Source organism: Candidatus Viadribacter manganicus, assembly GCF_001679665.1.
GTDB lineage: Bacteria > Pseudomonadota > Alphaproteobacteria > Caulobacterales > Aquidulcibacteraceae > Vitreimonas > Vitreimonas manganica.
This window is the reverse complement of sequence record NZ_CP013244.1, coordinates 1,688,236-1,713,170: the sequence shown is the minus strand read 5'-3', so window position 1 is coordinate 1,713,170 and position 24,935 is coordinate 1,688,236. Positions and strand designations below refer to the sequence as shown.

The 24,935-nt window shown below is 62.3% G+C and carries 24 protein-coding genes and 1 tRNA gene; 7 read left to right on the top strand and 18 right to left on the bottom strand.

Going from position 1 to position 24,935, the window contains the following annotated elements; genetic code table 11:
* Positions 1-4 precede the first annotated feature (4 nt).
* Genes ATE48_RS08925 through ATE48_RS08915 form a run of 3 tightly spaced genes read right to left on the bottom strand, consistent with a single transcriptional unit; the run spans position 5 to position 3,574 of the window.
* Positions 5-841, bottom strand: a complete 837-nt coding sequence (locus tag ATE48_RS08925; protein ID WP_066770318.1) for a DUF1330 domain-containing protein — start codon at positions 839-841, stop codon at positions 5-7.
* A complete protein-coding gene (locus tag ATE48_RS08920; protein ID WP_066770316.1) occupies positions 841-2,484 on the bottom strand; it encodes a sulfatase-like hydrolase/transferase in 1,644 nt (547 codons plus the stop codon). The genes ATE48_RS08925 and ATE48_RS08920 overlap by 1 nt, the downstream gene beginning before the upstream one ends.
* Positions 2,485-2,494: 10 nt before the next feature.
* Complete coding sequence (locus ATE48_RS08915; protein WP_066770313.1) at positions 2,495-3,574, bottom strand: MBL fold metallo-hydrolase; 1,080 nt, start codon at positions 3,572-3,574, stop codon at positions 2,495-2,497.
* A 121-nt stretch (positions 3,575-3,695) separates the two neighbouring features.
* Here ATE48_RS08915 and ATE48_RS08910 point away from each other — a divergent pair, with 121 nt between their 5' ends.
* Both ATE48_RS08910 and ATE48_RS08905 read left to right on the top strand, forming a co-directional pair.
* Positions 3,696-4,601 (top strand): haloalkane dehalogenase, encoded by a 906-nt coding sequence (locus ATE48_RS08910; RefSeq protein ID WP_066770309.1) that lies wholly within the window; start codon positions 3,696-3,698, stop codon positions 4,599-4,601.
* Positions 4,598-5,191, top strand: coding sequence for a TetR/AcrR family transcriptional regulator (locus ATE48_RS08905; protein ID WP_156767691.1), 594 nt, complete (start codon positions 4,598-4,600; stop codon positions 5,189-5,191). Before ATE48_RS08910 ends, ATE48_RS08905 begins: the two co-directional genes overlap by 4 nt.
* On the opposite strand, the gene ATE48_RS08900 is transcribed toward ATE48_RS08905, so the two are convergent.
* Entirely contained in the window at positions 5,188-6,108 is a 921-nt protein-coding gene (locus tag ATE48_RS08900; protein ID WP_228126870.1) for an SUMF1/EgtB/PvdO family nonheme iron enzyme, read from the bottom strand. The two genes, ATE48_RS08905 and ATE48_RS08900, sit on opposite strands and share 4 nt — an antisense overlap.
* Before the next feature lie 76 nt (positions 6,109-6,184).
* Here ATE48_RS08900 and ATE48_RS08895 point away from each other — a divergent pair.
* The 4 genes from ATE48_RS08895 (at position 6,185) to ATE48_RS08880 (ending at position 9,071) form a co-directional block, all read left to right on the top strand.
* Positions 6,185-6,274, top strand: a tRNA-Ser gene (locus ATE48_RS08895).
* A gap of 175 nt (positions 6,275-6,449) precedes the next feature.
* Entirely contained in the window at positions 6,450-6,965 is a 516-nt protein-coding gene (locus tag ATE48_RS08890) for a helix-turn-helix transcriptional regulator (protein WP_066770297.1), read from the top strand.
* 43 nt (positions 6,966-7,008) lie between these two features.
* Positions 7,009-7,668, top strand: a complete 660-nt coding sequence (locus ATE48_RS08885) for a hypothetical protein (protein ID WP_066770294.1) — start codon at positions 7,009-7,011, stop codon at positions 7,666-7,668.
* A gap of 302 nt (positions 7,669-7,970) precedes the next feature.
* Positions 7,971-9,071, top strand: a complete 1,101-nt coding sequence (locus ATE48_RS08880) for a hypothetical protein (protein WP_156767689.1) — start codon at positions 7,971-7,973, stop codon at positions 9,069-9,071.
* A gap of 339 nt (positions 9,072-9,410) precedes the next feature.
* Here the strand turns inward: ATE48_RS08880 and ATE48_RS08875 are convergent, their stop codons facing one another.
* The 14 genes from ATE48_RS08875 to ATE48_RS08805 form a co-directional block, all read right to left on the bottom strand.
* On the bottom strand, positions 9,411-9,791 hold the full coding sequence (locus ATE48_RS08875) for a carboxymuconolactone decarboxylase family protein (RefSeq protein ID WP_066770291.1): 381 nt from the start codon (positions 9,789-9,791) through the stop codon (positions 9,411-9,413).
* 493 nt (positions 9,792-10,284) lie between these two features.
* Positions 10,285-11,694 carry an FAD-binding oxidoreductase gene (locus ATE48_RS08865; RefSeq protein WP_066770285.1) on the bottom strand — a complete coding sequence of 470 codons (1,410 nt, stop codon included), beginning with the start codon at positions 11,692-11,694 and terminating at the stop codon, positions 10,285-10,287.
* Entirely contained in the window at positions 11,694-13,229 is a 1,536-nt protein-coding gene (locus ATE48_RS08860; RefSeq protein ID WP_066770281.1) for an acetolactate synthase large subunit, read from the bottom strand. Before ATE48_RS08860 ends, ATE48_RS08865 begins: the two co-directional genes overlap by 1 nt.
* Positions 13,226-14,425 carry an NnrS family protein gene (locus ATE48_RS08855; protein WP_066770278.1) on the bottom strand — a complete coding sequence of 400 codons (1,200 nt, stop codon included), beginning with the start codon at positions 14,423-14,425 and terminating at the stop codon, positions 13,226-13,228. Before ATE48_RS08855 ends, ATE48_RS08860 begins: the two co-directional genes overlap by 4 nt.
* A 13-nt stretch (positions 14,426-14,438) precedes the next feature.
* On the bottom strand, positions 14,439-15,767 hold the full coding sequence (hemN, locus tag ATE48_RS08850; protein ID WP_066770275.1) for an oxygen-independent coproporphyrinogen III oxidase: 1,329 nt from the start codon (positions 15,765-15,767) through the stop codon (positions 14,439-14,441).
* Between the two features lie 74 nt (positions 15,768-15,841).
* On the bottom strand, positions 15,842-17,029 hold the full coding sequence (locus ATE48_RS08845) for a molybdopterin molybdotransferase MoeA (RefSeq protein ID WP_066770272.1): 1,188 nt from the start codon (positions 17,027-17,029) through the stop codon (positions 15,842-15,844).
* Entirely contained in the window at positions 17,026-17,511 is a 486-nt protein-coding gene (moaC, locus tag ATE48_RS08840) for a cyclic pyranopterin monophosphate synthase MoaC (protein WP_066770270.1), read from the bottom strand. The genes ATE48_RS08845 and moaC overlap by 4 nt, the downstream gene beginning before the upstream one ends.
* 2 nt (positions 17,512-17,513) lie before the next feature.
* On the bottom strand, positions 17,514-18,062 hold the full coding sequence (moaB, locus tag ATE48_RS08835) for a molybdenum cofactor biosynthesis protein B (RefSeq protein WP_066770268.1): 549 nt from the start codon (positions 18,060-18,062) through the stop codon (positions 17,514-17,516).
* The gene (locus ATE48_RS08830; RefSeq protein ID WP_066770266.1) at positions 18,059-18,511 is read right to left on the bottom strand and encodes a molybdenum cofactor biosynthesis protein MoaE; all 453 of its coding nucleotides are present in this window, start codon (positions 18,509-18,511) and stop codon (positions 18,059-18,061) included. The genes moaB and ATE48_RS08830 overlap by 4 nt, the downstream gene beginning before the upstream one ends.
* Entirely contained in the window at positions 18,508-19,242 is a 735-nt protein-coding gene (locus ATE48_RS08825; protein WP_066770264.1) for a sulfite exporter TauE/SafE family protein, read from the bottom strand. Before ATE48_RS08825 ends, ATE48_RS08830 begins: the two co-directional genes overlap by 4 nt.
* A 1-nt stretch (position 19,243) precedes the next feature.
* Complete coding sequence (locus ATE48_RS08820; RefSeq protein WP_066770262.1) at positions 19,244-19,498, bottom strand: MoaD/ThiS family protein; 255 nt, start codon at positions 19,496-19,498, stop codon at positions 19,244-19,246.
* Positions 19,495-20,487, bottom strand: a complete 993-nt coding sequence (gene moaA, locus ATE48_RS08815) for a GTP 3',8-cyclase MoaA (RefSeq protein ID WP_083197243.1) — start codon at positions 20,485-20,487, stop codon at positions 19,495-19,497. Before moaA ends, ATE48_RS08820 begins: the two co-directional genes overlap by 4 nt.
* On the bottom strand, positions 20,484-21,092 hold the full coding sequence (mobA, locus tag ATE48_RS08810; protein WP_066770260.1) for a molybdenum cofactor guanylyltransferase: 609 nt from the start codon (positions 21,090-21,092) through the stop codon (positions 20,484-20,486). The genes moaA and mobA overlap by 4 nt, the downstream gene beginning before the upstream one ends.
* Positions 21,085-21,894, bottom strand: coding sequence for a cyclic nucleotide-binding domain-containing protein (locus tag ATE48_RS08805; RefSeq protein WP_066770259.1), 810 nt, complete (start codon positions 21,892-21,894; stop codon positions 21,085-21,087). Before ATE48_RS08805 ends, mobA begins: the two co-directional genes overlap by 8 nt.
* Before the next feature lie 285 nt (positions 21,895-22,179).
* Between ATE48_RS08805 and ATE48_RS08800 the strand changes: the two genes are divergently transcribed.
* On the top strand, positions 22,180-24,927 hold the full coding sequence (locus ATE48_RS08800; RefSeq protein WP_066774751.1) for a nitrate/nitrite transporter: 2,748 nt from the start codon (positions 22,180-22,182) through the stop codon (positions 24,925-24,927).
* Positions 24,928-24,935: the final 8 nt, after the last annotated feature.

The window sequence follows — 24,935 nt, the reverse complement described above, 5'->3', positions numbered from 1 at the left end:
CGGTTCAGATTCCCGGTGTGGTCGCGATCACAATCGTGCGTTCGAGCCCCGCGTCGCGATCATCGAGCGCGGCGTGATAGTCGGGGGCGTGCTCCATAGAGAGGATGGCGGGCGGATTTGGGTAGCGCATCGCCGCCACATCATCCCATCGGCCAACGCCGGGCCCGGCGCTGGCTTCGCGCAGGACGTCCAGAACGCGCCCAGTGAAGAGCAAGTGCCCGCCCGTCCGATAGACCGTGCGCATTGCGACGACGCCATAGCGCAAGTAAGCGCGGCGACCGGAGATGCCCGGCGCGCTGGTGCGATATTGTGCGTCCTTATGATAGGCGAGGAAGTTCACCATCGCCGGCGCGTAGTTTTGTGGTTGCGCCAGCAGGCGTGCAATCGATGCGGCGCTGGGCATGACATCGCCCCGGAAGCTGAGGGTCTGTGCGTCTTGCACGATCGGCCCCTCAGGCTTGGTCAGGATGCGCAGTCCGACCAGCGTCTTGAGCACGCCAAAAAGTAGAGCTGGTGGGCGGCGCAAGCTAATGCGCGCGATGTATGCGTCTTCAGCTGTTCCCAGATCGATAGGGAGCCGCGCTGGATCGCCGCCGCTGGCAATGATGAAATGGCGCCAATATGCGTCTTCCGGCGGGACGCCTATCAGACCGAAATCAGCGCGACTGCGCCAACGTTCGCTTACGTGTGGCTTCAGCGCGCCTGGTTGACCGCGGATCGCAATGAACCAATGCGGTCCGCTGCCTTTGCTGATTGCAAAGCACTGTTCGCGTGCGCCAATCGCCCAGAGCGCTGCAATGAGCACCCCGAGCGAGACGCTGAAGATGAGCGCAAGCGTCATCAGTTCGACCAGTAGATATATTCTTGGTCTTCGCTCCACGGTGCGTTGAGCGGCACGTCGATCCGAACCGGCCCTTCGATAAGGGCGGGCCAGAGCGGTGGCGGCGAGTTGGCGTTCTGCGCCTCAATCATTGCGCGCAATGCCGCGACGCGTTCTGGCTGTTGCGCCGAGAGATCGTGTTGTTCGGTCGGATCCTCCGCCAAGTTGAAGAGCCAAACGCGATCGGGCGTCTCGCTGACTTGCAGCTTCCAATCGCCGTCGCGTACAACGCGATAGGGGCCGGAACGCCAGAAGATCGTACGCGGCGGCTGCGCTTCGCCGCGCAAGTACGGCAGCATGTTTACCCCATCGACTTGGGTTTGCTCGGGTGCTCCCGCAACTGCCGCAGCGGTGGCGAAGATGTCCATGTGCGATGCTGGGCCGGGAACGCGTGCGCCGCGCGGCAAGCCGCCAGGCCAACGCACGAAATAGGGCGTGCGGATGCCGCCTTCGAAGAAGGTCGACTTCCATCCGCGATAGGGCGCGTTAATGTCGCGAAGACCGGTGTACCAAGCTCCGCCATTGTCGCTGACGAAGATCACCAGCGTGTTGTCGTCGATGCCGTTGTCGCGCAGCGCCTGCATCACGCGGCCGACGCCGCGATCGAGTGAGCGGATCATCGCGCCATACACACGTTGCGTGTGATCGGGGATGGCGCTCAGCGCGTCATAATCCTCACGCGTCGCTTGCAGCGGCGTGTGGGCGGCCGTGAAGCTCAGATAGAGAAAGAACGGCCGATTGCGGTTTGCCTCGATCGCGGAAACGGCTTCATCGGCGAAATAGTCCGTCACGTAACCGCGTGGGCGCATGTGTGCGTCGCCGTCCGTGCCGTGCCAATCGACGGCGTAGGCTAGGTTTGCCCACAAGAACCGATCGATTGGATCGAAATCAAGCCGGGCATTGACGGCATCGGGATCGTTCGGCGGCAAGAACATCGCCGCGCCCTGCATGACGCCAAGTGATTCATTGAAGCCTTGAGCCTCTGGCCGCATTTCAGCGACTTCGCCCAAGTGCCATTTGCCGATCAGCATGGTGTGATAGCCCTGCTGTTGCAGCATCTCGGCGATCGTGACCTCACTCGGCGGCAGACCCAATGTGGCGCGCGGCGGTACATCGCGAACGCGCTCTTCATGAAAGATGGCCGGACGCATTGAGTCTTCGGACGAATGCGAAATGTAGCGAGCGAAAGCCTGTGGCGCGGAGGTGAATTCAAATCCGAAGCGGGTCGGGTAGCGGCCCGTCATGATCGCAGCGCGCGAAGGCGAGCAGGTGGCGTTCGACGTGTAGCCTTGATCGACAATCACGCCGTCGCGGCCGATGGCGTCGATGTTCGGCGTTTGCACGACGCCGGCAACGCCGCCGCCGAAGGCGGAAATGTCATTGTAGCCGAGATCGTCGGCGACGATGACGATGATGTTCGGCGGCCGCTCGCCGCTCGGCGCCTCCGCAGGGCCGGGCGCCCAGGTGATATCGCGGTTCGCCGAAATCGGATTGGTGATGTTCCCGATGATGCCCGGCGCGTAATACCAGTAGCGCTGATAGAGTAAATAACCACCGGCTGCCAGAAGCGCGACGGCGCCCAACACGATTGCGAGACGTTTCATGACGTTCTCCTCAGCGAAGATGATGTGAGCGCAGCATGCCGCCCGCGCGCGGCAATGAAATCACGTCCCCGTCACGCATGGCGAAGACCGGGCCGTCGTACGTGCGCTTGGCGTCCTGCACGAAAGTCTCCGCAAGGCCCGGGAGAGGCGTCTGCGGTAGGAAGTGCGTGAAAGCAAGAGCACCGACGCCGGCTTGTTGCGCGACGCGTCCGGCGTCCTCAGGGGAGGTGTGATAGTCCATGATGTCGTGGAAGATGGCGCCGATGTTCTCACGACCTGAATTCTGAGCAGCTTGGTGCATGATGGCGTCAAGCCGTGGCGAAATCACTTCGTGCACCAGCAGATCAGCCCCTTCGGCTGCTTGCGTAAGCGAGGCTGATCGCGATGTGTCACCGCTGATGGCGATACTGCGCCCTCCATATTCGACGCGATAGCCAACGGCGTCGGTAGGCGCGTGCTCCACGCGGAACGTCACGATGCGCACGCCGTCCTGGTTGTAGAGTTCAAGCTCTTCGCCGTCGTTCAGTGGAACGGTGAACTCCGTCGCGTGCATGCCGGCTCCGCTCGACGGCATCACGTCCGGGCCGTGGTGCGCAGCGCGATAGGATTGATCGATGGCGTAGGCTTCGTTGAGGCCAGCGATGACGCGTGCTGTGCCAACCGGGCCGGCTACCTGGAGTTGTTCGTTGGACGGCCCGGTCGCCCAATGCTGCAGAGCGACGGTGTCGATCCCATCGATGTGATCGGAGTGGAGGTGAGTGAGAAAAAGCTTTTCGATTTCGTTTTGTTGAATGCCCATCAGCGAAAGCGTTTCTGACGCGCCATCGCCGGCATCGAATAGGAACGTGTGTTGTCCGGCTATGATCGCAAGGCACGGGCCCGCCCGCGTGCGATCCGGAAGTGGCGATCCCGTGCCGCAGAATGCCGCGTGTAAGCCGTCCGGTAATTGTTCGCGCAGATTTTCCGCCATGGCGGTTTGCGCCGTGCGTTCTACGAGGCGCGTGGAAATCTCGCCGCGAAAAGCATAGGCGGCAGCGCCCGCCGCAATTAGCGCCACGGCCAACCCGCCAAGCCAGGCTCTTGCTTTCATCTGACGTTCCCCAGCGCTCGATTTTGCGGCTTGACGCGATCAAGTAACAATAGGCACTATAAGTGCCAATACATTGCAGAGCGGCGCTATGTCAATGCGCGTCGCCCGGGGGAGAAACGAAATGCAGGTTCTGCGCACGCCCGACGAACGCTTTTCGACTTTGGCGGATTTTCCTTTTGCACCGCACTATACGGACATCCGCGACGCCTCCGGCGTCACGCTTCGCATCGCAGCAATTGACGAAGGCCCTCGCGATCAGCCGCCGATCCTGCTGCTGCATGGAGAGCCGAGCTGGTCCTTCTTGTATCGAAAGATGATTTCACGCCTCGTCGTGCTAGGCCATCGCGTCGTCGCGCCGGATCTCGTCGGCTTTGGCCGTTCGGACAAACCAAGCGAGCGCGAAGACTACACCTACGAGAAGCACGTGAAATGGATGAGCGATTGGCTCGTTGCCAATGATCTGAAAGAGGTCACCTTGTTCTGCCAAGATTGGGGCGGCCTGATCGGCCTGCGCCTCGTCGCGGCGTTTCCTGACCGTTTCGCGCGCGTTGTGGCAGGCAATACGTTCCTACCTGCAGGCACGGGCGCCAATCCCGCCTTTGAGGCTTGGCGAAACTTTAGTCAGACCGTGCCCATCTTCCCAACCGGCAATATTTTGAACGGCGGGACTGTGCGTGAGCTTAGCCAACGAGAGATGGATGCGTACGAGGCGCCATATCCGGACGAGAGCTACAAGGCCGGCGCACGACAATTCCCCGCGCTGGTGCCGATTGCGCCTGACATGCCATCTGTGAAGGAAAACCTCGAGGCTTGGAAAGTGCTTGAGGCGTTCAACAAGCCATTTCTCACCGCCTTCAGCGATCAGGATCCGATCACGCGCGGCGCTGAAAAGCGTCTGCAGGAACGCGTCCCAGGCTGCAAAGGTCAAAAGCACACGACAATCGTCGGCGGCGGCCACTTCCTTCAGGAGGATAAGCCGGATGAACTTGCGGAGGTCATCCACGCCTTCATCAAGGAAACGGCGTGAGTGCACGCAGTGAGAGAGCTGAAGAAGCGATGACGGCCGATGGCCGCCGTCAGCGGTCTGATGCAAGCCGTCGCAAGATTGCGCTGGCCATGCTTGATCTGCTGCGTGAAGGCGAAGCCGATCCGAGCGCCGATCTCGTAGCTGAGCGCGCCGGGGTAGGGCGGCGAACGGTGTTTCGGCTCTTTTCCGACATGGACGGCGTGTTTCGAGAAATGCACGCGATCATGGCCTCGCGGCTGACCCCCGAATTTGCACGCAGCTTCGTGGCCAATACGTGGCGTGAACGGTTGGATGAGCTCGTGGAGCGTCGCGCCAAGGCGTTCGAGCAGATGCTCCCGATCAAAACCGCGGCGGACGCGCGCCGCTACACCTCGAATTTCTTGCGAACCGAGCACAAGAAGATTACGCGCCTTCAACGCGAGGCTCTGATCGCGGTATTGCCGGCAAACCTCGCCAAGGGCGACATGCTGGAAGCTCTCGATCTTGCGATGAGTTTCGAAACTTGGCGTCGTTTGCGCTACGAACAAGAACTCAGCATCAAGCAAGCGCAAGCCGTTCTGCGCCGCATACTCGGCGCGCTGGTCGATTAAGGCGCGCTCGCTACTGTGCGAAATCCGATGTGTGACATGCCGAGGCCTTCATCGCCGGGCTGACGCGAGCCGCTTCGGTAGCGGGCGCAGAAATTCGGCGCGCAGAGCTGCGAGCCCCCTTTGATTACACGGCTTGGCGCGTCAGGCGCTCGTGCAGTGTCCACTCCATCTGCACCCAGGAAACGATCACTCGTCCATTCCCAGACATTCCCCGTCATATCGTAGAGGCCATTGGCGTTCGGCGGAAAACAACCGACTGGCGCGAGCCCAATGAAACCATCTTCACCTGCGTCTTGGAATGGAAAGACGCCTTGCCAGGTGTTTGCGCGCGCCGCGCCATGAGCGTCGAATGCTTCGGCGCGCCGGTCTGCGGGGGCGGGAGCGCCGCCCCGCGCTGCATATTCCCACTCATTTTCCGTCGGCAAACGCCGGCCAGCCCAGCTCGCGTATGCGGTCGCGTCTTCGTAGGCGACCGCGACGACGGGGTAAGCACCGCGCCCCTCGATGTTTGAAGTTGCGCCGTCGGGGTGGCGCCAGTTTGCGGTGGGGTCGATCCGCCAGCGCGCTTGCGCGCGATCGAACACCGCCGCACCCATCGGCGCGCCATCCGGTCCTGGACGTTCGGCGACGGTGACATAGCGTGTGGCATCCACAAAGGCGGCGTACTGCGCGTTGGTCACTTCGTGGCTATCGATGCTGAACGATGCCACATCGCCCGCACCGCCAGCTTGTTCTTCCGGTTCAAACCGGTTTGGCCCGCGGTCCAATCTGCCGCCGGCGATTGCAACTTGCGCCGCGCCGTTGAGGGGCGCGCACTGGCGTAAGGCCGCCGCCGGCGCGCTCGGCGCCTGCCCGCAGGCAGCGAGCAACGTGGCCATGCCGGCCAGGATGGTGAATTTAAGCCCCGTCCCACTCACAGCGTGTGCTCTCTTTCGAAAAAACTGGACGCCGGACTTGCAACCCGGCCCGGCGGTCGTCATTAAGCGGGCCTCCGGAGAGGTGCTAGAGTGGCTGAATAGGCCGGTCTCGAAAACCGGAGTACGTGCAAGCGTATCGAGGGTTCGAATCCCTCCCTCTCCGCCAGTCAATCTGAAATATTGTTTTTTTAGAGGGCGTTATGCCCGAAGGAACCGGCGTGCCCTGGTGCCGGCCCTAGTTGGGGTGAATGGTTCGCGCGCTCGGTACCATGCGTGCGCAAGCTAGTGGGTGTTAAACAGGGCATAACTCGCCATGCCCGCCTAGCAAGAGCGCAGCGACGATGCCGCGGTTCGATAGGTGGGTTTCAAATGCAATGTCTTTATGTGCTGGCGATCGCCTTCTTCGCCCAAAACAGATTCACAAGCCTGACGGCATTCTGCCGATCGGGCGTTCCAAGTTCTATGAACTGATTCAGCTTCCGGACTTTCCACCCGCAATCCGATTTCTCGACGGAACTCGGATGTGGAGCGAAATGGAAATTTGGCGGTGGGTCACGGAAAACTGCAACAAATTCGGCGGAGCGCAGCTAGCTGACAGTTTGAGCTTGGCTTGTCGGCAGAAGATGGCCGTCGACGCGAATGCCAATGCGGCGTGGCGTCGAATGGAGGCGCTGGCGGACGAGATGGTGAAACGAAAAATGGACATCCAAGAGTTTGCAGCGTTGCGCTGCGATACGGGGGATCAACCCTTTGAGTACTTGACCCGCGCGAAGCTCAAGAAGTCATACGCCTACGAGACGCTGGAGCGCGGCCTACGCCGAGTCATCAAGAAGCGCGCTCGCAGGGAAATGCCTTAGGCCTTGCGCAGACGTTGTTGGCTTTCTCGGTCATGCTTTTCGTATGATCGAGAAAGCCCAGCCTCCGCAGATTACCATTGATGAGAGTTATGCCTGCCGGTCAGGAACCGCACACAAACTCGAAGAGCTGTGGGGGCTTTCCGTCGATCGCCGGGCGCAGGTTTTGTACGACTCAGGGGCGCACCCTGACAACGACGAGATGCGCGCGCTGTTCTTGTCATGTGAAGCGGTGTTGTGGCTCGGTCCCTTGCTTGTGGCCGCAATTGAGACTGGTCGCACGCCCAACGCGTACTTTTATACCGGCGAGGGCCGGCGCGACGTTTCGGTGTGGGGCGAGGCGGGCTGTCCGGTGCCGTTGCCAAAGCGTGCACCACCGCGCCGGCCGTCGAAGCGCGCGCTGGAGCGCGCGATGCAAGAGTTCGATCGTAAGCACGGGCTCTTCAAGCTGCTGCGCTGCGGCTGCCTTGAACGGTGTCCCGGCCTTCAGTGGCACGCCCAAATCGAGGCCGCCGAAGAGGCGCGCGAACGCGCGTTGCGGGAAGAGCACGCTGCCTGGGACGCAGCGCGCGAGAACGCGCTGGCAGATGCACGGCGTGACTTCGCGGATGAGCTGGCGCGCGTGACGCTCAACCAACCCGTCAACGTTGACCCGGATACGGCCGGCGAGTTCGCATGCCTACTCGCGCCGGACGACGATCCGTGACCACACTACGTCGCGCTGACTTCGCCAACCACGCCGACTTCGCCCGGACCATGTGGGAGTATGGTGGTCCTTGGTCGCCGGAGGCCGTGTGGTTCTGCGCTCGGTTGGGTGGTTGGCACGGTGATCTCTTTCGTGCCGTGTGGGGCGACGACAAAGCGGCCTTTCAGGAATGGCTGGCGGACCTGCGCGCCGAGGCGCCGGCGCGGCCGCATATCTTCTTGGAGAAGTTGACGCGCGGGCGACGGGCGTCGCCGCCCAATCCCAACGCGACGGTGTTGAGTGTTGATGCTGTCGGCGAAGTCTTGAGCGCCGCCGAGTTCGCCCAGTCGCGTGGGTGGCGTTTCGGGGCGCTTCTGACGTTGTCCATGGCGCTGCTGGGGGCGGGCGACCCGAAACGCGCGAATGTTTCATTGAAGCGCTTGTTGAAGTGTTTCGCGCAGTGGCTGCGCGACAATGCCTTGCCGCGCGCTTACATCGCCGTTGTCGAGCGCGGCCCGAAGATCGGGTTGCACGTGCACATCGCTGCGCATGTACCGGCCTCGTATCGTCCAATGCTGCGGGGGTGGCTTGAAGGGTGGGTGCGCGCCGAGTGTGCGCGCTGGGGCGTGGCGTACGAACGCAAAGCGTCGCGGCTCAACCGCTATGGCAAAGACTATGCGCTGTCGCACAACATCGTCACGCACTACCTGCTCAAAGGCAGCGATGGCGGCGCCGTCGTGCAAACCGCGACGGACGCGCCGGATAGCGAGCCGGTGCTGCTGCGCGACGTGCTGGCGTTCGATTTCTGCGACCCCGGCGTGGTGCCGATCAAGCGGTTGTTTGTCGGCGCGAGCATTAGCGCGCGGGCGCGCGGGGAGTGGCGGTCGAAGTGGGAGCGCGGCGAGCGTGACGTGAATTTTTTGTACCCGCCGGACTTCCTGAAGTTTGTGCGGCGCTGGTGTCCGGTCGCTACGTTGGACGACGCGGAAATCGCGCCCGTGCGGGAGGCGGTGCTGTCGCTGACTGAGTGGCAGACGCGGGTGAAACCGCTAGGCGATGCGCTGCCGCCGGAGACGCTCGGGTGGCAGACTGTCGTCGAGCGCAACGTGGAGATTGCCGGGGCGGCGTTGTGTCGAGTGCACGTGCAATTCGCGTTGGCTGGCGCGATGCGTGACCCGCAAGATCGCCGGCGCGCGCGGGCCGAGCTGCGCCGGTCGGTAGAGGCGGCGCATGTCGTGGTGAATGAGAACGCGGAGCAGATCGCGTCGCTCGTCGAGGAGCTGGAGTTGCCGCTCGGGCGGCTCGTCGTGCGCCGGTTGGCGGCGGCCGAAGCGGCGGTGCGTGTGTTGGGCGCGTCGTTGGGCGCGGCCTTCGACCGGCCGGCGTGGGCGGCGCAGACGGAGTTGCATTCTCTCGGAATTTGACCGGTGGCGCGGCGCGGGCCGTCGCGTTTCTTGTGACCGCCGTCTGCCAAATTGCGGGGCGAGCAGACGCGTGCCATCAGCGCCAGAATTGTGGGCGCAATGTCAGAGGGTTGCGGGGCGAAAAGAGAGAGAGGTGCGACTCAGTGAGAGGGAAATTCACCGAGGGCGACTCCCGAAGCGGATAGGCCGCTGGGCGGGGCCAGCATCGCAAGAGGCAACGTACCCGTTACGTGGAGCGTGGGTGGCGGCGGACGGCTCGATGGCCGCCGTTCGTAACAATGTGGCCGCGCGGCTGTTGTTGGCCCGTGATGGTCGTTCGGCTGGATCGAACCATTCAGGTCATGACCGGGTTGAGATGGGACTCGCTCCCATTGTCGCCTTCGGTTGGAATTGGTCGAAAGCACGCAACGCATCAGCAGCATAATTCACGCTCGGGCCGCCGCCCATTTGAATGGCGACGCCGAGCGCTTCGGCGATTTCTTGCCGGCTTGCGCCTGTGCGATGCGCGCCGCGCGCGTGATAGCCGATGCACCCGTCGCAACGGATCGCAACCGAGATGGCGAGCGCGAGCAGTTCCTTAGTCTTCTTATCGAGCTCTCCAGCGGTTTGTGCTGACTTCGACAAGCCTCCGAACGCATTCAGCGTGTCAGGGATGAGGGCTCTCAATTCAACTGCATACTCATCGATCTCGGCGATGCGGGCTTGGAAGTCGCTTGTCATGTCAGGGTCCCAGGAGGCGGCGGCTGACAGGCAGGCCGCTCCGTGCTGTGACGGAGCGGCGTGCCCGGGCCTAGCTTTCCGCGCCCCCTGGGGGGTGCTGGCGGCCGGCCAACGGCGCCCGAGCGCCATGTGGGAGCTAAACACGACGCGCGTGCAGGCGGATTGACGAACGTCAAGCAGCGCCGCGGTCGAATGCCGCAAGCTACTGTTGGCCCCTTGAGTAGGCTCAAGGAGCGGCGCGCTGCCGCTGGCAATCCTTCCTCCTGGGGGATTGCGTGATGCACGATGCTTCAGCCGCCGACTTGTTGCGCCGCTGTCGAGAGGCGCAGGCGTCGGGCTCCGACTTCCCAACGATATGGAGGTCGTTTCTCAAGATGCATCCGCTCGTGATTGGTTTGCCAAGTCACGAAATTCGCGACGGCGCTCCGCTCATGGTCATTCAGCTGTGGACGGGACAGAAACTCGCTTCGTCGGCCAAAGGCTTTGAGTTGATCTAACGGTTCGGACGTCCGTGCGCACTTAACGACGCCTTGGACGCAAAAATCTTCTCTGGGTTCATGATCGCGCGCGGGTCGAGCGCATGCTTGATGTCAGCCATGAGATCGACGGCCCCGCCGAGTTCGTGACGCAGTGAGTCGCGTTTGCCGAGGCCAATGCCATGTTCGCCAGTGCTGGTGCCGTCCATCTCAATCGCGCGTGAGATCAGGGTGTCATTGAATCGCTTGGCAGCGTCCATCTCCCCTAAATTGGCGGGGTCCAGCAACAAAATCACGTGGAAGTTGCCGTCGCCGATGTGCCCGAGCACTACGGCAGGAAACGGGAGGAGGGCGATGTCGCGTTTGGTCTTGTCGATGCAGGCGGCGAGTTGGCTGATCGGTACGCAAACATCCGTAGACCATGGCCGTGCCCCGGGTCTCAAACTCAATGCTGCGAATCCCGCTTGATGGCGCGCTTTCCACAATTGGTTTCGCGCTTCGCTTTCGATAGCCCAGCGAAATTCGCCGCCGCCATTCTCGGCAGCGATGGCGCTCACCCGTTCAGCGTGTGTCGTCACTTCCTGGGGCGAGCCGTGAAATTCGAGGAACAGCGTGTCGCTCTCCATATAGTCAGTGGAAAACGCACGGTTGACGGCAGCAATGGCAGCGGCGTCGAGATACTCCGCCCGCGCCAAAGGAAGGCCGCATTGCACAGACTCGATCACAGTCTGGGTTGCGCCGTGGGAAGACTCGAAAGCGCATACTGCTGCGCTCGTAGCTTCTGGTGTGGGATGAAGTTTCAGCGTGACGTCGGCGATCACGCCGAGTGTGCCTTCGCTCCCAACAAAAAGGTGTGTCAGGTCGTAACCGGCTGCAGATTTGCGGGCGCGCCGCGCAGTCTTGACGACACGGCCATCGGCGGTGACCACGGTGAGCGCCATGACATTTTCGCGCATGCCTCCGTAGCGCAGTGTTGTTGTCCCTGATGCACGCGTCGCGGCCATGCCGCCGATTGTGGCGTCCGCACCGGGATCGACCGGGAAGAAGAGCCCGGTGTGGCGAAGCTCATCGTTCAGCGCCACGCGTGTCAGTCCCGCTTCGACCGTGCAATCCTGATCGTCCATGCTCACGCGCAGCACTCGCTTCATGCCCGACAAGTCGATTGAGACGCCGCCGCGCGGCGCTCCCACATGACATTCGAGAGAAGTACCCGCCCCGTAAGGGATGATCGGCACGCTGTGATCCGCGCACGCGTGCACGACCGCAACAATCTCTTCCACATTTTCAACTGTCGCTACAGCTTGGGGCGGCAGCGCCGGCAAATGCATGCCGCCACCGGCATGTTGATCTCGGATCGCGGCGGCGCGGCTGAAACGTGCGCCCAACAGAGTCTGAAGCTGGGCCGTCAGCGCGTCGGGCAAATCCATCATCGGATCATCACCTCTATGAGAGCGGGACCAGACGCTGCGTAGGAGCGCTCAAGCGCCGCGACGAGCTTTGTGGGTGTTTCGACCCGCTCAGCGGGGACTCCGAACCCGCGCGCGATGGCGCAGAAGTCGATAGCGGGGCGCTTTAAGTCAAATAGCGCGTTTGCGGCTTCCGATAATTCGTTGACGCCGGCGCGCATCATTTCCAGGCGCAGTATGGCATAGGCGCCATTGTTGAGGATGACATTGGTGACGTTGAGGCCCTCGCGCGCCTGGGTCCACAAAGCCTGGATGGTGTAAAGCGCGCTGCCGTCGGCTTCGAGTGCGAGGACCCGACGATCGGGGCACGCGACGGCGGCGCCCGTGGCCAATGGCAAGCCCTGGCCGATTGCGCCACCTGTCAGCGTCAACCAATCGTGAGGCGGTGCGGCCGCCGCGGCATCATAGCAGAACAACCCAGCTGTGTTGGATTCGTCGCAAACGATGGCGTTCTCCGGCATTGTTGCAGCGATGCTCTGCGCGAGTGAAGCGGGGTCGATCGCGCCGCCGTTCTCTGGTCTTGCCGGCCTGTCCACAATCGAAGGCTCGGTCTCGGGCGCCTGCAGAACCGACGCAAGCGTGTTGAGAGCCCCCTCGATCGTTGAGCCTGGCGCTGCGAGATCCAGTACGCGCGCGTGCTCCGGTGCAAGCTTGGTTGGCCGTCCGGGCAAGGCAAAGAACGCAACGGGGTACGCTGCGCCCGCGAGTACAATGGTGTCGATATTGGCGAGCGCGCTTGCCGCCATCTCGCTGAGATAAGGCAGGCGCCTTAACGCCGCTGCCGGCCCTTCGCGGCGGACCCGAGCCGGGAAGGTCTCTATGAGAACAAGTGCGCCAGTTTTTGCACCAATGCGTTGAGCAGCCGAACAAGCGACTGCCGAAAGGAAGCGGCCGCCAAGCAAGAGTAAAGTGCGTGGCCCAAGCAAACGCGCGGCTTCTTCCAGATGAGTTGCATCGAATGGCTCTTCGCGGCGCTCTCGCGGCGTTGGCGGCGTAAGCTCTTCATCACTCCAGGCGACATCAGCCGGCAGAATGAGCGCCGCCGGGCCTGTCTTGCGCGCGGCTTGGATCGCTTCCAGAGCTAGATCAAGCAGCTGATTGGGCACTTCCACCGTCTTGAGCCAGGATGAGACGGGTCTGGCGATGGAGGCTATGTCGCTTGAGAGCGGGGGATTGTTGGCGCGGTGATATGTGGCGTGCTCGCCAACCAATGAAACGATCGGCGTCTTGGCGCGATAGGCGTTGTGCAGATTTGCGAGGCCGTTGCTGAGGCCGGGGCCGAGATGCAAGAGGGTGAGTGCCGGTGCTTGAGCCATACGGCCATAGCCATCAGCGGCGCCAGTGGCGACGCCCTCAAATAGGCAGAGCACGGGGCGAATGGCCGGCGCTGAATCGAGCGCCGCAACCAGGTGCATTTCGGAAGTGCCCGGATTGGCAAAGCAGGCGCGGATGCCTTCGCGCGAAGCCAGCGCCAGGAAGCTTTGGGCCGCCTTCATGCTTTAGCTCCGCGGAGGCCAGCTTCTACACGGGCGCGCAAGAGGAGCGGCGCGTAGACGATCACAAACCAGGTGAAGGCGCCGCTCCAGAGAAGCGCAGAGATGGCGAGAAGCAATGTGTAGATCTCGGGGGCCATCGGAGAGATGACGCGCACAAGCGCTCCGAGGTTCACCAGCACATAGATCGCCGCAATGCGACGGGTCGCTGTCAGCGGTTGCCCGACATGGCCGAGGCTCGCGCGCGTCATAACAGCGAGTGTCATGACGCCAAAGGCGCCTGCCGTGAGCGCGTGCAGGCCCGAGGCAGCGGGAACCGCGCCCGATGAAACGATCGCGAGGCCCATCAAGGTGAGGCCGAGCGCGAGCCACGCATAGCCAAGATGAAGGATGAGCACCAAAGGCTCGGCGACAGTGCGCCAGCCACGCCAACGCGCCAGTCGGACGAAGTGGAGCGCACCTGCCAAAGCGAGCGCCAAACCCGTCGCGAAGACGTGGGGGGCCGCCGCCCACAGTCCCAAAGCGACCGCGCTTGTGGCCAAGACAAGAGCGTCGAACCATCCTGCTGGCGCCGGTTCGGGCTTGAGCTTTTGCTTTGCCATCCAGTTGCGCGTGAAGCTCGGCACGATCCGGCCGCCGATGAGTGAAACCAGCATCGCGACGACCGCCACGCCGATGCGTTCTCCGAGGAGCGCCAGCTCAGGCTCGAAGGCATGGAGATGAGACAGGACGTTGGCGCTCCCCAACACGGTCAATAGAATTAGGACAGGCAGGTTTTTTGCGTTGCGGCCGGCGACAATTTCGCGACCGACCACCAGCGCGAAAACGAAGATGAACGCGCTGTCGATGAAGGGCGCTGCTGCGAAGGAAGGGACAAGCATGGCCGCACGCCCGGCGCACCAGAGCAACACGAGAGCGACAAGTGGGCTACCGGTGACGGGCAGGCGGCCCGTCCAATTGGGCACCGCCGTCAGCAGGAACCCAGCGATGACGCCGCTCAGATAGCCAAACAGCATTTCGTGGGCATGCCAGTCGCGCGTGAAATGTTGCGCCGGCAGCCAGCCTGCGTTCGCGCCGATCCAAATCGGAACGGCAAAGGCGGCCCAAAGCGCCGCAAGCAAGAAGAATGGGCGAAACCCCATACTAAAGAGCGGATGGCCTCGATAGGCGCGGTAGCGCTCTGCAGTCGTCGTTGTCATTCGCTCTCTGTGTTCAGATGGCGCGCGAGTGCGCCGTGGTTGAAGGCGAAGAATATGCGTCGAACGTCATGGCTACGAGACGAGAAAACTGACGCATTGAGGGAGGGATTTTGAGGGAATCGTTGCGCAGTTCGACGATTCCGTCTGCGGCCAGCTGCGCCACTGCGACGTAGGCATCTGGAAACATGTCCCAACCACCCCATGGCGCCAGATCGATCTCAAGGTCGCACATGATTGACTGGATGATGGCGGCTCGGCGCCAGTCTTCGGCGGATTGCACATGCCCGCGCGCGACTGGAAGCGCATCTGACTCAATCGCTTGCCGCCAAGCGCCGATGGTCGAGATGTTTTGTGCGTATCCGCCGGGCAGATGCGAGATTGCTGAAGGTCCGAAACCGATCAGCGCGTCGCTTTCACTTGCCACATAACCCTGGAAGTTGCGCCGCATCGATTTGGTGCGTGCGGCGATCACCAGTGGGTCGTCGGAGCGCGCAAAATGATCGAGGCCAACGCTCTCATATCCGAGATCCGCCAGCATGCGCCGGGCGAGCTCAGCCTGTTCGTAGCGCTCGCTCTGTCCAGGCAGCGCATCAGCGTTGATCAATCTCTGCCGGCGTTTGAACCAAGGGACGTGTGCATATCCGAAAAGGGCGATGCGACTTGGCTCCAAATCTGCGGCCAACCTGATCGTTTTCGCGAGGTCGGCGCACGATTGCTGTGGGAGGCCGTACATGAGGTCAAAGCTAAGTTCGCGTAGCCCCGCGTCCCGCAATGTGTGGACGGCGTCGCGCACCTGCTGGAAAGGCTGAACACGGCCGATCGCCTCCTGGACGTGCGGGTTAAGGTCCTGGACGCCAAGCGAAACGCGAGTGACGCCTGCATCAGTATAGGTAGTGGCGAGCTCCGCCGTGACGTAACGCGGATCAAGTTCAACTGCGTGCCGAATCTGGGGTGATAGGTCGAACCAGAAATCGATGTGATGCAAAAGACGGCGAAACTCCGCCGGTGATAGGACGTTCGGTGTTCCGCCGCCCCAATGAATCTCGTCGACATTCCGCGAGCCAAGCGTTGATGCGACGAGATCGATTTCCATCATGAGTGTGGTGACGAAATCGGCGATGTCGCCCCCGCGCGTCATGAAGGTATTGCAGCCGCAGTACCAGCAGAGCTGCCGGCAATAGGGGATATGCAAGTAGAGCGAGAGCGTCGATGTTCGTCCAAGCGACCTTAGCCAACCTTCGTAGGTGTTCGCATTGACCGAAGTGTCGAAGTGGTTGGCGCTCGGATACGATGTGTACCGGGGCGCTTGGCGTTCCGCGTATGGAAGGAGATGCGGATCCATGAGGCATCGTCCGCCCATGAGGCTCCGGACCGATTGATGTGGATCAACCCAAGATGCGGCCCAAGCGCGCAGCGTCAGCGTGGGAGCACATCGACAATGGCGCCGGCAGGCGCCTCTGCTGCGTCCGGTGCGCGCACGATCAGCGCCTGTGCATTCGCGAAGACGGACAGTAGCGAGGAATCTTGTCGGGCCGGCGCTAACGCCCAAGTCTGACCGGTTTCATCGGTTTCGAGCACGGCGCGCATGTATGTCTCGCGCGCTCCGTTGGCGCTGAGCGTGGTGCGAACTCTGGCCTTCAGCGTGCGCGTTGATGCGCCGGGATCGCGGCTGCACATCTGATCGAGCAGAGGGCGCAGGAAGAGTCGCGCGCACACGAATGCTGACGCTGGATTTCCCGGCAGCCCAAGAATGAGGCGTCCGCCGACACGCGCCAACCAGGTGGGTTTGCCGGGACGCATCGCCACTTTCTCGAAAAAAAGCTCGCCGCCGAGTTCGCGCACAGCGGGGCGAGCGTGATCATGGTCGCCAACCGAAGCGCCGCCGACGACAATGGTGAGATCGTGTTCTGGGATCGCGGCGGCGATGGCCTCGGCGATTTCTTGCGCGTCGTCGGCGAGGGGCCCGATGCGCGTTGCATTCGCCCCCCATTGCTCCGCGAGCGCTGCGATTCCGACACCCATCGAGTCGAAGATTTGATCATCGCCCGGCTGCTGCCCTGGCGCCACCAATTCGTTTCCGCCGCTCAGCACGGCGACGCGCGGTTTTAGCGAGATTTTCAGTGACGCCTTACCGGCAGCGGCGGCAAGCGCGATGGCGTGAGCATCTAGGACGGCGCCGGCGCGGAGCAGGACTTCGTCGGCCGCAAAGTCCACGCCAGCACTGCGCACATGGCGGCCCAACTCGACGGCAAGCGATGTCACCAGCTCACCGTCGCGAACAGCGTCCTCCTGGATCAAAACCGAGTCCGCGCCCGCGGGGAGCGGCGCGCCGGTGAAAATCCGCGCGCATTCGCCCTCACGGAGCTGACGACCAAACGCCCGGCCGGCTCCGGCCTCGCCGATCATCCGGAGTACGCCTGGCGTGTCGCTGGCACGTAGCGCGTACCCATCCATGGCCGAAGCGCGGAAAGGCGGCTGGGCGCGGAAGGCACGAACATCTTCGCGCAGCGCGCGGCCCAAGGCTGCCCGTAGTTCGACGGTTTCGGATTCGCACGGCGCGGCGTTGGCCAGAATAATCGCGCGAGCCTCGGAGACGCTGATCATGCATCGGCCCGCGTGTATGAGCCGCTCGCGCCCCCGTGCTTCTCTTCCAGAGTGATCGCCTCGATGATCATGCTGCGGTCGATCGCCTTAAGCATGTCATAGAGCGTGAGGCAGGCGACCGAAACCGCGGTGAGCGCCTCCATCTCGACGCCGGTTTGTCCGGTCACGCGCGCGCGGGCGGTGACGACAAAGCCGGGAAGGCGTTCATCCGGCGCTACATCCACGCGCAGGCTGCTCAGTGCGAGTGGATGACATAGCGGAATCAGCTCCGACGTACGCTTGCCCGCCATGACGCCTGCGATCTCGGCGATCGCTCGCACGTCGCCCTTTGGCAGATCGCCGTTCTGCGCGCGCCGGAGCGTATCGGGCTGCATGCGGATGCGACCACTGGCGACGGCCTCGCGGCTCGTGATGCTCTTGTCGCCGACATCCACCATGCGCGCGCGGCCGCGTTCGTCGAGGTGCGTGAGACGATTCCCCATACTTATCGCTCCGTCAGCCGCGGCATGATTTCCACCAGATTGCAGGGCATGTGACGGCTATCGAGTTGCCAGCGGATGATTTTTTCCCAGCCGTCCTTGCAGGCGCCGTTCGAGCCCGGCAGCGCGAAGATGAACTTGCCGCGCGCGACGCCGGCGCAGGCGCGCGATTGCAGCGTCGAGAGGCCAACGCTTTGATAGCTGAGCATGTGCCAAACGACGGCGAAGCCTTCGATCTCCTTCTCGAACAGCGGCCTCAGCGCTTCCGGCGTCACGTCGCGGCCCGTGAGCCCGGTGCCGCCCGTACTGATGACGACATCGATTTGTGGATCGGCGATCCAATCGTTTACCTGCGCCCGAATGGCGCCGGTATCGTCCCTCACCAGCGCGCGCGCGGTAACAAGGTGGCCGTCGCGGGCAGCGCGCTCAGCGAGCAGGGCGCCGGACGTGTCGGTTTCCTCATCCCGCGTATCGGAGACCGTTAGAATAGCGATGCGCACCGGCTTAAACGGCAGTGTCTCGTCGATGCGGCAGCTTTGGGAGGTCTCAGTCATTTTGTGTGCTCCGCGCGGCGCGCATAATCCGCCGCAACGGGTTCAATCCAGCGAGAACCATCTGGACCCGTCTCACTCTTCCAGAAGGGCGCATCTGTTTTTAGGTAATCCATCATCTCGGCGACTGCGGCGAACGCCTCGGCGCGGTGGCAGCTCAGTGCAGCGACGAGCACAATCGGATCATTGGCCGGGATGACGCCGATCCGATGGATCACGAGCAGGTCGAGCAGATCATGGCGCGCAGCGACACTGTGAGCGAGACGGGAAACTTCCGCCTCGGTGAAGCCGGGATAGTGATCCAGTTCAAGTTGACTCACGGCGCCGTTCGCGGATCGGCAGTAACCAACAAAGCTCGCCAGCGCGCCGGCTTCGCTGTCCCGCTCTTTCGAGAGGGCCTGCATCTCTGTCTCCGGAGAAAACGGATCGGGGGTGATGAGTGTTCGGATCATGTCGCCAGCGCCGCAGCCGCCAAACCGAGCACAACGCCGAGCACGCGCAAGACCCCGGTCTTGTCGAGCCCCTTGAGGCTCCACGTCGTTCCTATCACTGCGCCGATGCAGGCGGCGAGCACGAGCCATGGAAGGTAGGTCGGCAACAGCGCCATCGAAGAGGCGCGTCCGGCAAGACCAGCCACCGAGTTGACGACGATGAAGCAAGCGGCGATGCCGGTCGCGCGCTGAGGATCGCTCCAACCAGCGAAAACAAGGAGCGGTGAGAGGTAAACGCCGCCGCCTATGCCGGTTAGCCCCGCCAAACCGCCGAGCGCGATGCCAGCAGGCAGTGCGATAAATTTGGAAGGCGCTGCGCTCGGCTTAATCGCGTCAATCTGCGGCCAGAGGAGATAGCGAAGTGCGGCCGCTGCAAGCGCCGCGGCAAGCAGCGGACGATACACCGCTTCCGGCACATCGATGCGTCCCGCGAGAAACGCGGCAGGAATTGCGGTCACAGCGAACGGCCAGAATACGTTCCAGTCGAAACGGCCGGCGCGCAGGTAGCGATAGGCGCCAAGGCCGGCGACGACAATGTTGAGCACGAGTGCTGCCGGGCGCACTTCCTCAGGCCCCAGGCCCGCAAGCGCCATCAGCGCGATATAGCCTGAGGCGCCGCCGTGTCCGACGGAGGAATAAAGCGCCGCCGCGGCGGCAATCGCGAGCGCAAGGAGGAAGATCGTCTCGCTCATCTCAACCCCCGCTCAGCGGCGGCATGAAGGCGATTTCGGAGGCGCCACGAATGGAGGCGCCTTCATTGACGCAAATGCATTGGTCTGCGGCAACGCGAATATCTCTCGCTGCAAGTACAGCGCCTAGTGCAGGATCACGTGAAGCGATCCACGCCCGGAGATCCGCCACGCTTTCTATCGCCGCCGGGATTTCGCAATCCATTTCGCCACAGCCTGCTGCATCGCGCGTGCGGCCGAAGAAAAGGAGTTTTGTCATCCGCCAGTCACCGACATGTGCCGCTGCGTAGCGGGTGTTGAGAGACGTTCGATTTGGAAATCATGCCCTTTGGGCCGCAGCGCGATGCCGGCATCTATTGCATCGTGAATTGTCTGGGCGTCTGCGCCCGCGCGCAGAGGTGTTCGCAGATCGACCGACGTTTCATGGCCGAGGCACAAGTAGAGTCGGCCGGTGCAGGTCAGCCGAACCCGCGAGCAGCCTTCGCAGAAATTGTGCGTCAGTGGTGTGATGAAGCCGAGGCGCCCGCCGGTTTCTTCGACGCGCACATAGCGGGCCGGACCGCCGGTGCGGTCCGGCAGATCAATTAGGCGCCAATAACTTTGCATGTCCTCGCGGACGCGGGTGATCGAAAGGAACTGGCTGGTGCGATCCTCGTCTACCTCGCCGAGCGGCATGGTTTCGATCAGGGTGATGTCGTGGCCGCGGCCATGCGCCCATTTGATAAGATCGGGGATCTCGTGGGCGTTGTCGTGTTTCAGCGCTACCGTATTGATCTTGACTCTAAGTCCGGCCGCGACAGCAGCCTCAATGCCGGCGAGCACCTGGGGCAAGCAATCGCGCCTCGCAATGCGGGCGAAGGTCTCCCTGTCGAGCGAATCGATCGACACGTTGACGCGACGCACACCGGCTTCGAAGAGCGCTTGTGCAAACCCTGCCAGCTGCACACCATTGGTCGTCAGCGTGATTTCATCGAGACCCTTGCCCAGGTGACGGCGGACCCCTCGCAGTAGATCGAGGAAGCCTTTGCGCACCAGCGGCTCGCCGCCGGTGAACCGCAACCGCCGCACGCCGCGCTCGATGAATGCCGTGCACAATCGATCCAGCTCTTCGAGGGTCAATAGCTCTGTGCGCGGCAGGAATCGCATACGCTCGCTCATGCAGTAGATGCAGCGTAAGTCGCACCGATCGGTAACCGAAACACGCAGGTACGTGATTGCACGACCGAAGGGATCCACGAGGGGGTTCATGCCGGCCGCTCTAAGGCGAGAAGGGCGTCAGCCGTGTTGGCGTTGGCAAAAGCGCGTGCGTCGTCGAACCAAACACGCTCCGCGTGCTGCTCTGCCAGAAACGATCTGACCGAGGGATGCACGCCGCCTCTCAAAGAATGTTCAAGTGGGGTCTGAAGCGCAACCTGCCAGACCGCACAAAGGGGATGATCGCCTACCGAGGTAACCGCGAACGCCGCAGGCGCTAGACCGATCGCATCCAGGAGGCGCTCGAACACATCGGTCGGCAGGAGAGGTGCGTCGCACGGGGCAGTCGCGAGGAAGTCGAGGTTGCGGGCGTGCGCCCACTTCAGCCCTTCCAATACCCCTGCAAGTGGCCCAGAGGGCAGGCTTGGATCATCATTCAAAATTGTAGCGTGCAAGCGCGTCGCGCGCGTCGCGGCCGCGGAACCCGGTCTCGCGCTAATCGCAAAGTCAGCAAATCGAGCAAATCGCTCAGCGACCGCATCCATCATCAATGTTTCGCCAAAGCGCGCCACCGCTTTTTCGGCGCCGAAGCGGCGAGATTGGCCGCCTGCGAGCAACATTCCGCCCACGCGCTCTGTTGTTGGATGTGATTCAGTCATTGCGCCTTCCTGCGCTTGCGGTGCGTGCGCCGGCCTCACCGCCCGCGCGATTCCGCTCGGATGACCAGACCTCGGCATCTGCCTCGGCGACAATGTCGCCACCGCGTGGGGCGTGGTTGTCGATCAGGGGATCTGGTTTGGCTAAGGCCTCTAACGCCGCGACATTGGATAGAGTGACCACGGCGCCTTGGACGTTCACGCCAACCGCTTGCAACGCAGAGAATGCCCGGGAGAGATTTTCGGGCGTCATGCCCAGCAACGAGGCAAGAATGCGCTTCTCATGATGGAGGCGCACGACGCCGCCTGAATTGTCCGCCGCGCGCAGAGCGAGAAGATAATTGGCCAAGCGCTCAACACTATTGCGGAGCTTGTGATTCTTGACCGTGCGAACGAGTCCCCGATAGCAACCCGCCAAGTCGCGTGACACGGCCATCGCGAACCTCGGATCGAGCCGCATGGCGGTGCGGATCGCGTCGCCGGGGATCATTAGAATCTCACAACGCTCCAGCGTACGCGCCGACATAAGGGCATCCGCGTCCAAAACGACGGCGGCGAGAATGAATGTCGAAACAGGGCGCAAAATCGCCAGAACGGTTTCGTGATCGTTCCAGGTGCCGTGCAGTTCGACTTGGCCGTCCAGCAAAACGTAGAGAAAATCTACCGGATCACCTTCAAGCAAGAGCATAGTCCCAGCGGGAAAGCGTTGCAGGTGGGCACCGGCCGTGGCGACACGAAAGGTGTCAGCCGCTGCATCCGCAAAAAGCGGCAGGCCCTTGACCCGATCCATGTCACACGCTCGCATGGCGCTCTCCGGTGGCAGCTGGAGTCTTGTGGCGCCGTCCGGCCCCCGTTGAATTGATACAAGTCAATTCAGGAGAGAGGCGGACGCAGAAAACGTCCGCCATTTGATATTCCGCAAGTCACGAGGCGGACAAAGGTCAAGTGGGGCGGCGAGCGAATGTCGAACGCGCAATTTTTCGGGTAATTGCGCCGCTCGCTTGATCTGCATCAAACGCTCCGACGCCGACTTGACGCTCTTAGAAGCCTGCGAGGCGTCTCACTCTCGCTGGTGTTCGGGGCGGTCAATATGTCTCTACAGACGGGAGCAACTAAGCGAAGCGGCGCTGATACGGCGCTTTGGCTGAGCACAATCGCCTTCACCGCGAGCTTTGCCGTTTGGACAATCTTCTCGATCATCGGCATTCAGATTCAGCAGGATTTGGGCCTGTCGGAAACGCAATTCGGTTTGCTGATTGGCACCCCGATATTGACCGGCTCGCTGATCCGGCTCGTGCTGGGCGTGTGGACTGACCAGTTTGGCGGCCGCGTCGTCTATCCACTGGTGATGCTGGCCGCCGCCGGCGCAACCTTTCTGCTGTCATACGCCGAGACCTATCCGCAGTTTCTTATCGCGGCGCTTGGCGTTGGCATCGCCGGCGGAACGTTTGCCGTCGGCGTGACCTACGTGTCTAAGTTCTTCGGCGCAGAAAAGCAGGGGACGGCTCTCGGGATTTTCGGCGCGGGCAATGTGGGCGCCGCCGTCACCAAGTTCGTTGCTCCCTTTGTCCTCATTGCCATGGGTTGGCAGGCGGTGGCGCAGATTTGGGCGGTTGGTCTCGTTGCGATCGCCATACTGTTCTTTCTGTTCACGAAGGACGATCCAGAGCTCGTGGAACGACGCGCCAAAGGGCTGAAGCCCCGGCCGATGCTCGAACAATTTGCCCCGCTCAAGAACATTCAGGTCTGGCGGTTCTCGCTCTATTACTTCTTCGTCTTCGGCGCGTTCGTTGCGCTGGCGCTTTGGCTGCCGCGCTATCTCGTCGGTGTCTATGGCCTCGACCTGAAGACGGCCGGCATGGTGGCCGCCGCGTTCTCGGTGCCGGCCTCGCTCTTCCGGGTTTATGGCGGGCATCTCTCCGATCGCGTCGGCGCGCGCCAGGTTATGTATTGGACGTTCCTTGTCAGCGTCGCCGCGGCCTTCATTCTCTCCTATCCGCCGACATCCTACGTCGTCGATGGGATTCACGGACCAATCGCGTTTCGGCTTGAAACCGGGCTTATCGCCTTCACGGTGATCCTCTTCGTGCTTGGCTTCTTCATGAGTCTGGGCAAGGCCGCCGTCTACAAGCACATCCCGGTCTACTATCCGAAAGACGTGGGCGCCGTCGGCGGGCTGGTCGGCATGATTGGCGGTCTGGGCGGCTTCGTGTTGCCGATCGCCTTTGGCGTGCTCAACGACCTCACCGGCATCTGGACCAGCTGCTTTATGCTGTTGTTCGCCATCGCCGCTGGCGCACTGCTTTGGATGCATTTCGCGATCCAGCGCATGGAGAGCCGCGCGGCCGAGGCTATCCTCGAGACGCTGCCGCAATTTCCGGAAATGGAGCCGATTCACGAGCCCGCGAAGCACGGCGCTCGTGGCGCCGGGCTCATCGCCGATTGGCGCCCGGAAGAGCCGGTGTTCTGGAAGGAGACCGGAAAGAAGATCGCTTCACGCAATCTGTGGCTGTCGATCCCGTCCCTGTTCCTTTCGTTCGCCGTGTGGATGGTCTGGTCGGTCGTAGTCGCCAAGCTCCCGCTCATCGGCTTCAACTACACCACGGACCAACTCTTCTGGCTCGCGGCATTGCCGGGACTCTCCGGCGCGACGTTGCGCATATTCTATTCGTTCATGGTGCCGATCTTCGGCGGACGCTTTTGGACAACGCTGACGACGTGGTCGCTGCTGGCCCCAGCGCTTGGCATTGGCTTCGCCGTGCAGAGTCCTGAAACGCCATATTGGATCATGCTGGGGCTGGCGCTTCTGTGTGGTCTGGGCGGCGGCAACTTTGCGTCGTCGATGTCGAACATCGGCTTCTTCTACCCGCGCGCAGAGAAGGGCAACGCCCTCGCGCTCAATGCGGGTCTCGGTAATCTCGGCGTCAGCGCGATGCAGTTCTTGGTTCCACTCGCCATCACAGCCGCCGTCTTTGGATCGTTTGGCGGTGAAGGTCAGGCCACCACGACCGGCGATACGTTGTTCATGCAGAACGCCGGCTTCATCTGGGTGCCGTTCATTGTCGCCTCGGCGTTCATGGCGTGGTTTGGAATGAATGACCTGTCGACGGCAAAGGCGTCTTTCACCGAACAATCCGTCATCTTCACGCGCACACACAACTGGGTCATGTGTTGGCTCTACACTGGCACGTTTGGCTCCTTCATTGGCTTCTCTGCCGCGTTCCCGCTGCTCACCAGCACGCAATTCCCAGATGTAAACGTGCTGCAAATCGCTTTCCTTGGCCCGCTGGTCGGGGCGCTGTCGCGCTCCCTAACGGGTTGGGTGTCCGATCGGTTCGGCGGCGCGCGAGTGACCCTCGTGGTGTTCGTAGGCATGATGCTCGGCACCATAGGCGTCATGTATTTCCTCGCCAACAAGGACGCGCCTGGCGCGTTCACGGGCTTCTTCGCTTGTTTCATTCTGCTCTTCTTTGCGAGCGGAGTTGGCAACGCATCAACCTTCCAAATGATACCGGCCATCATGCGGAAAGAGATTGCGCGGCTTTCTCCGAGCGCATCTGCCACCGAGCAGTTGAAGCAGGCGGAGAAGGAATCTGCCGCCATCACAGGCTTTACGTCGGCAATCGCCGCTTACGGCGCGTTCTTTATTCCTAAGAGCTTCGGCATGTCTCTCGCGGCTTCCGGGAGCGCCAACGCGGCGCTGATCGGCTTTCTCGTCTTCTATGTGTCGTGCCTCGCCATCACCTGGTTCGTCTATGCGCGGCCCGGCGGTGTGTTGTTCGACGTCGAAAATAAGCGCGCGCCAGCTGTTTCAGCTGTCAAAGCATCTGCGAACTGAGGGCAATT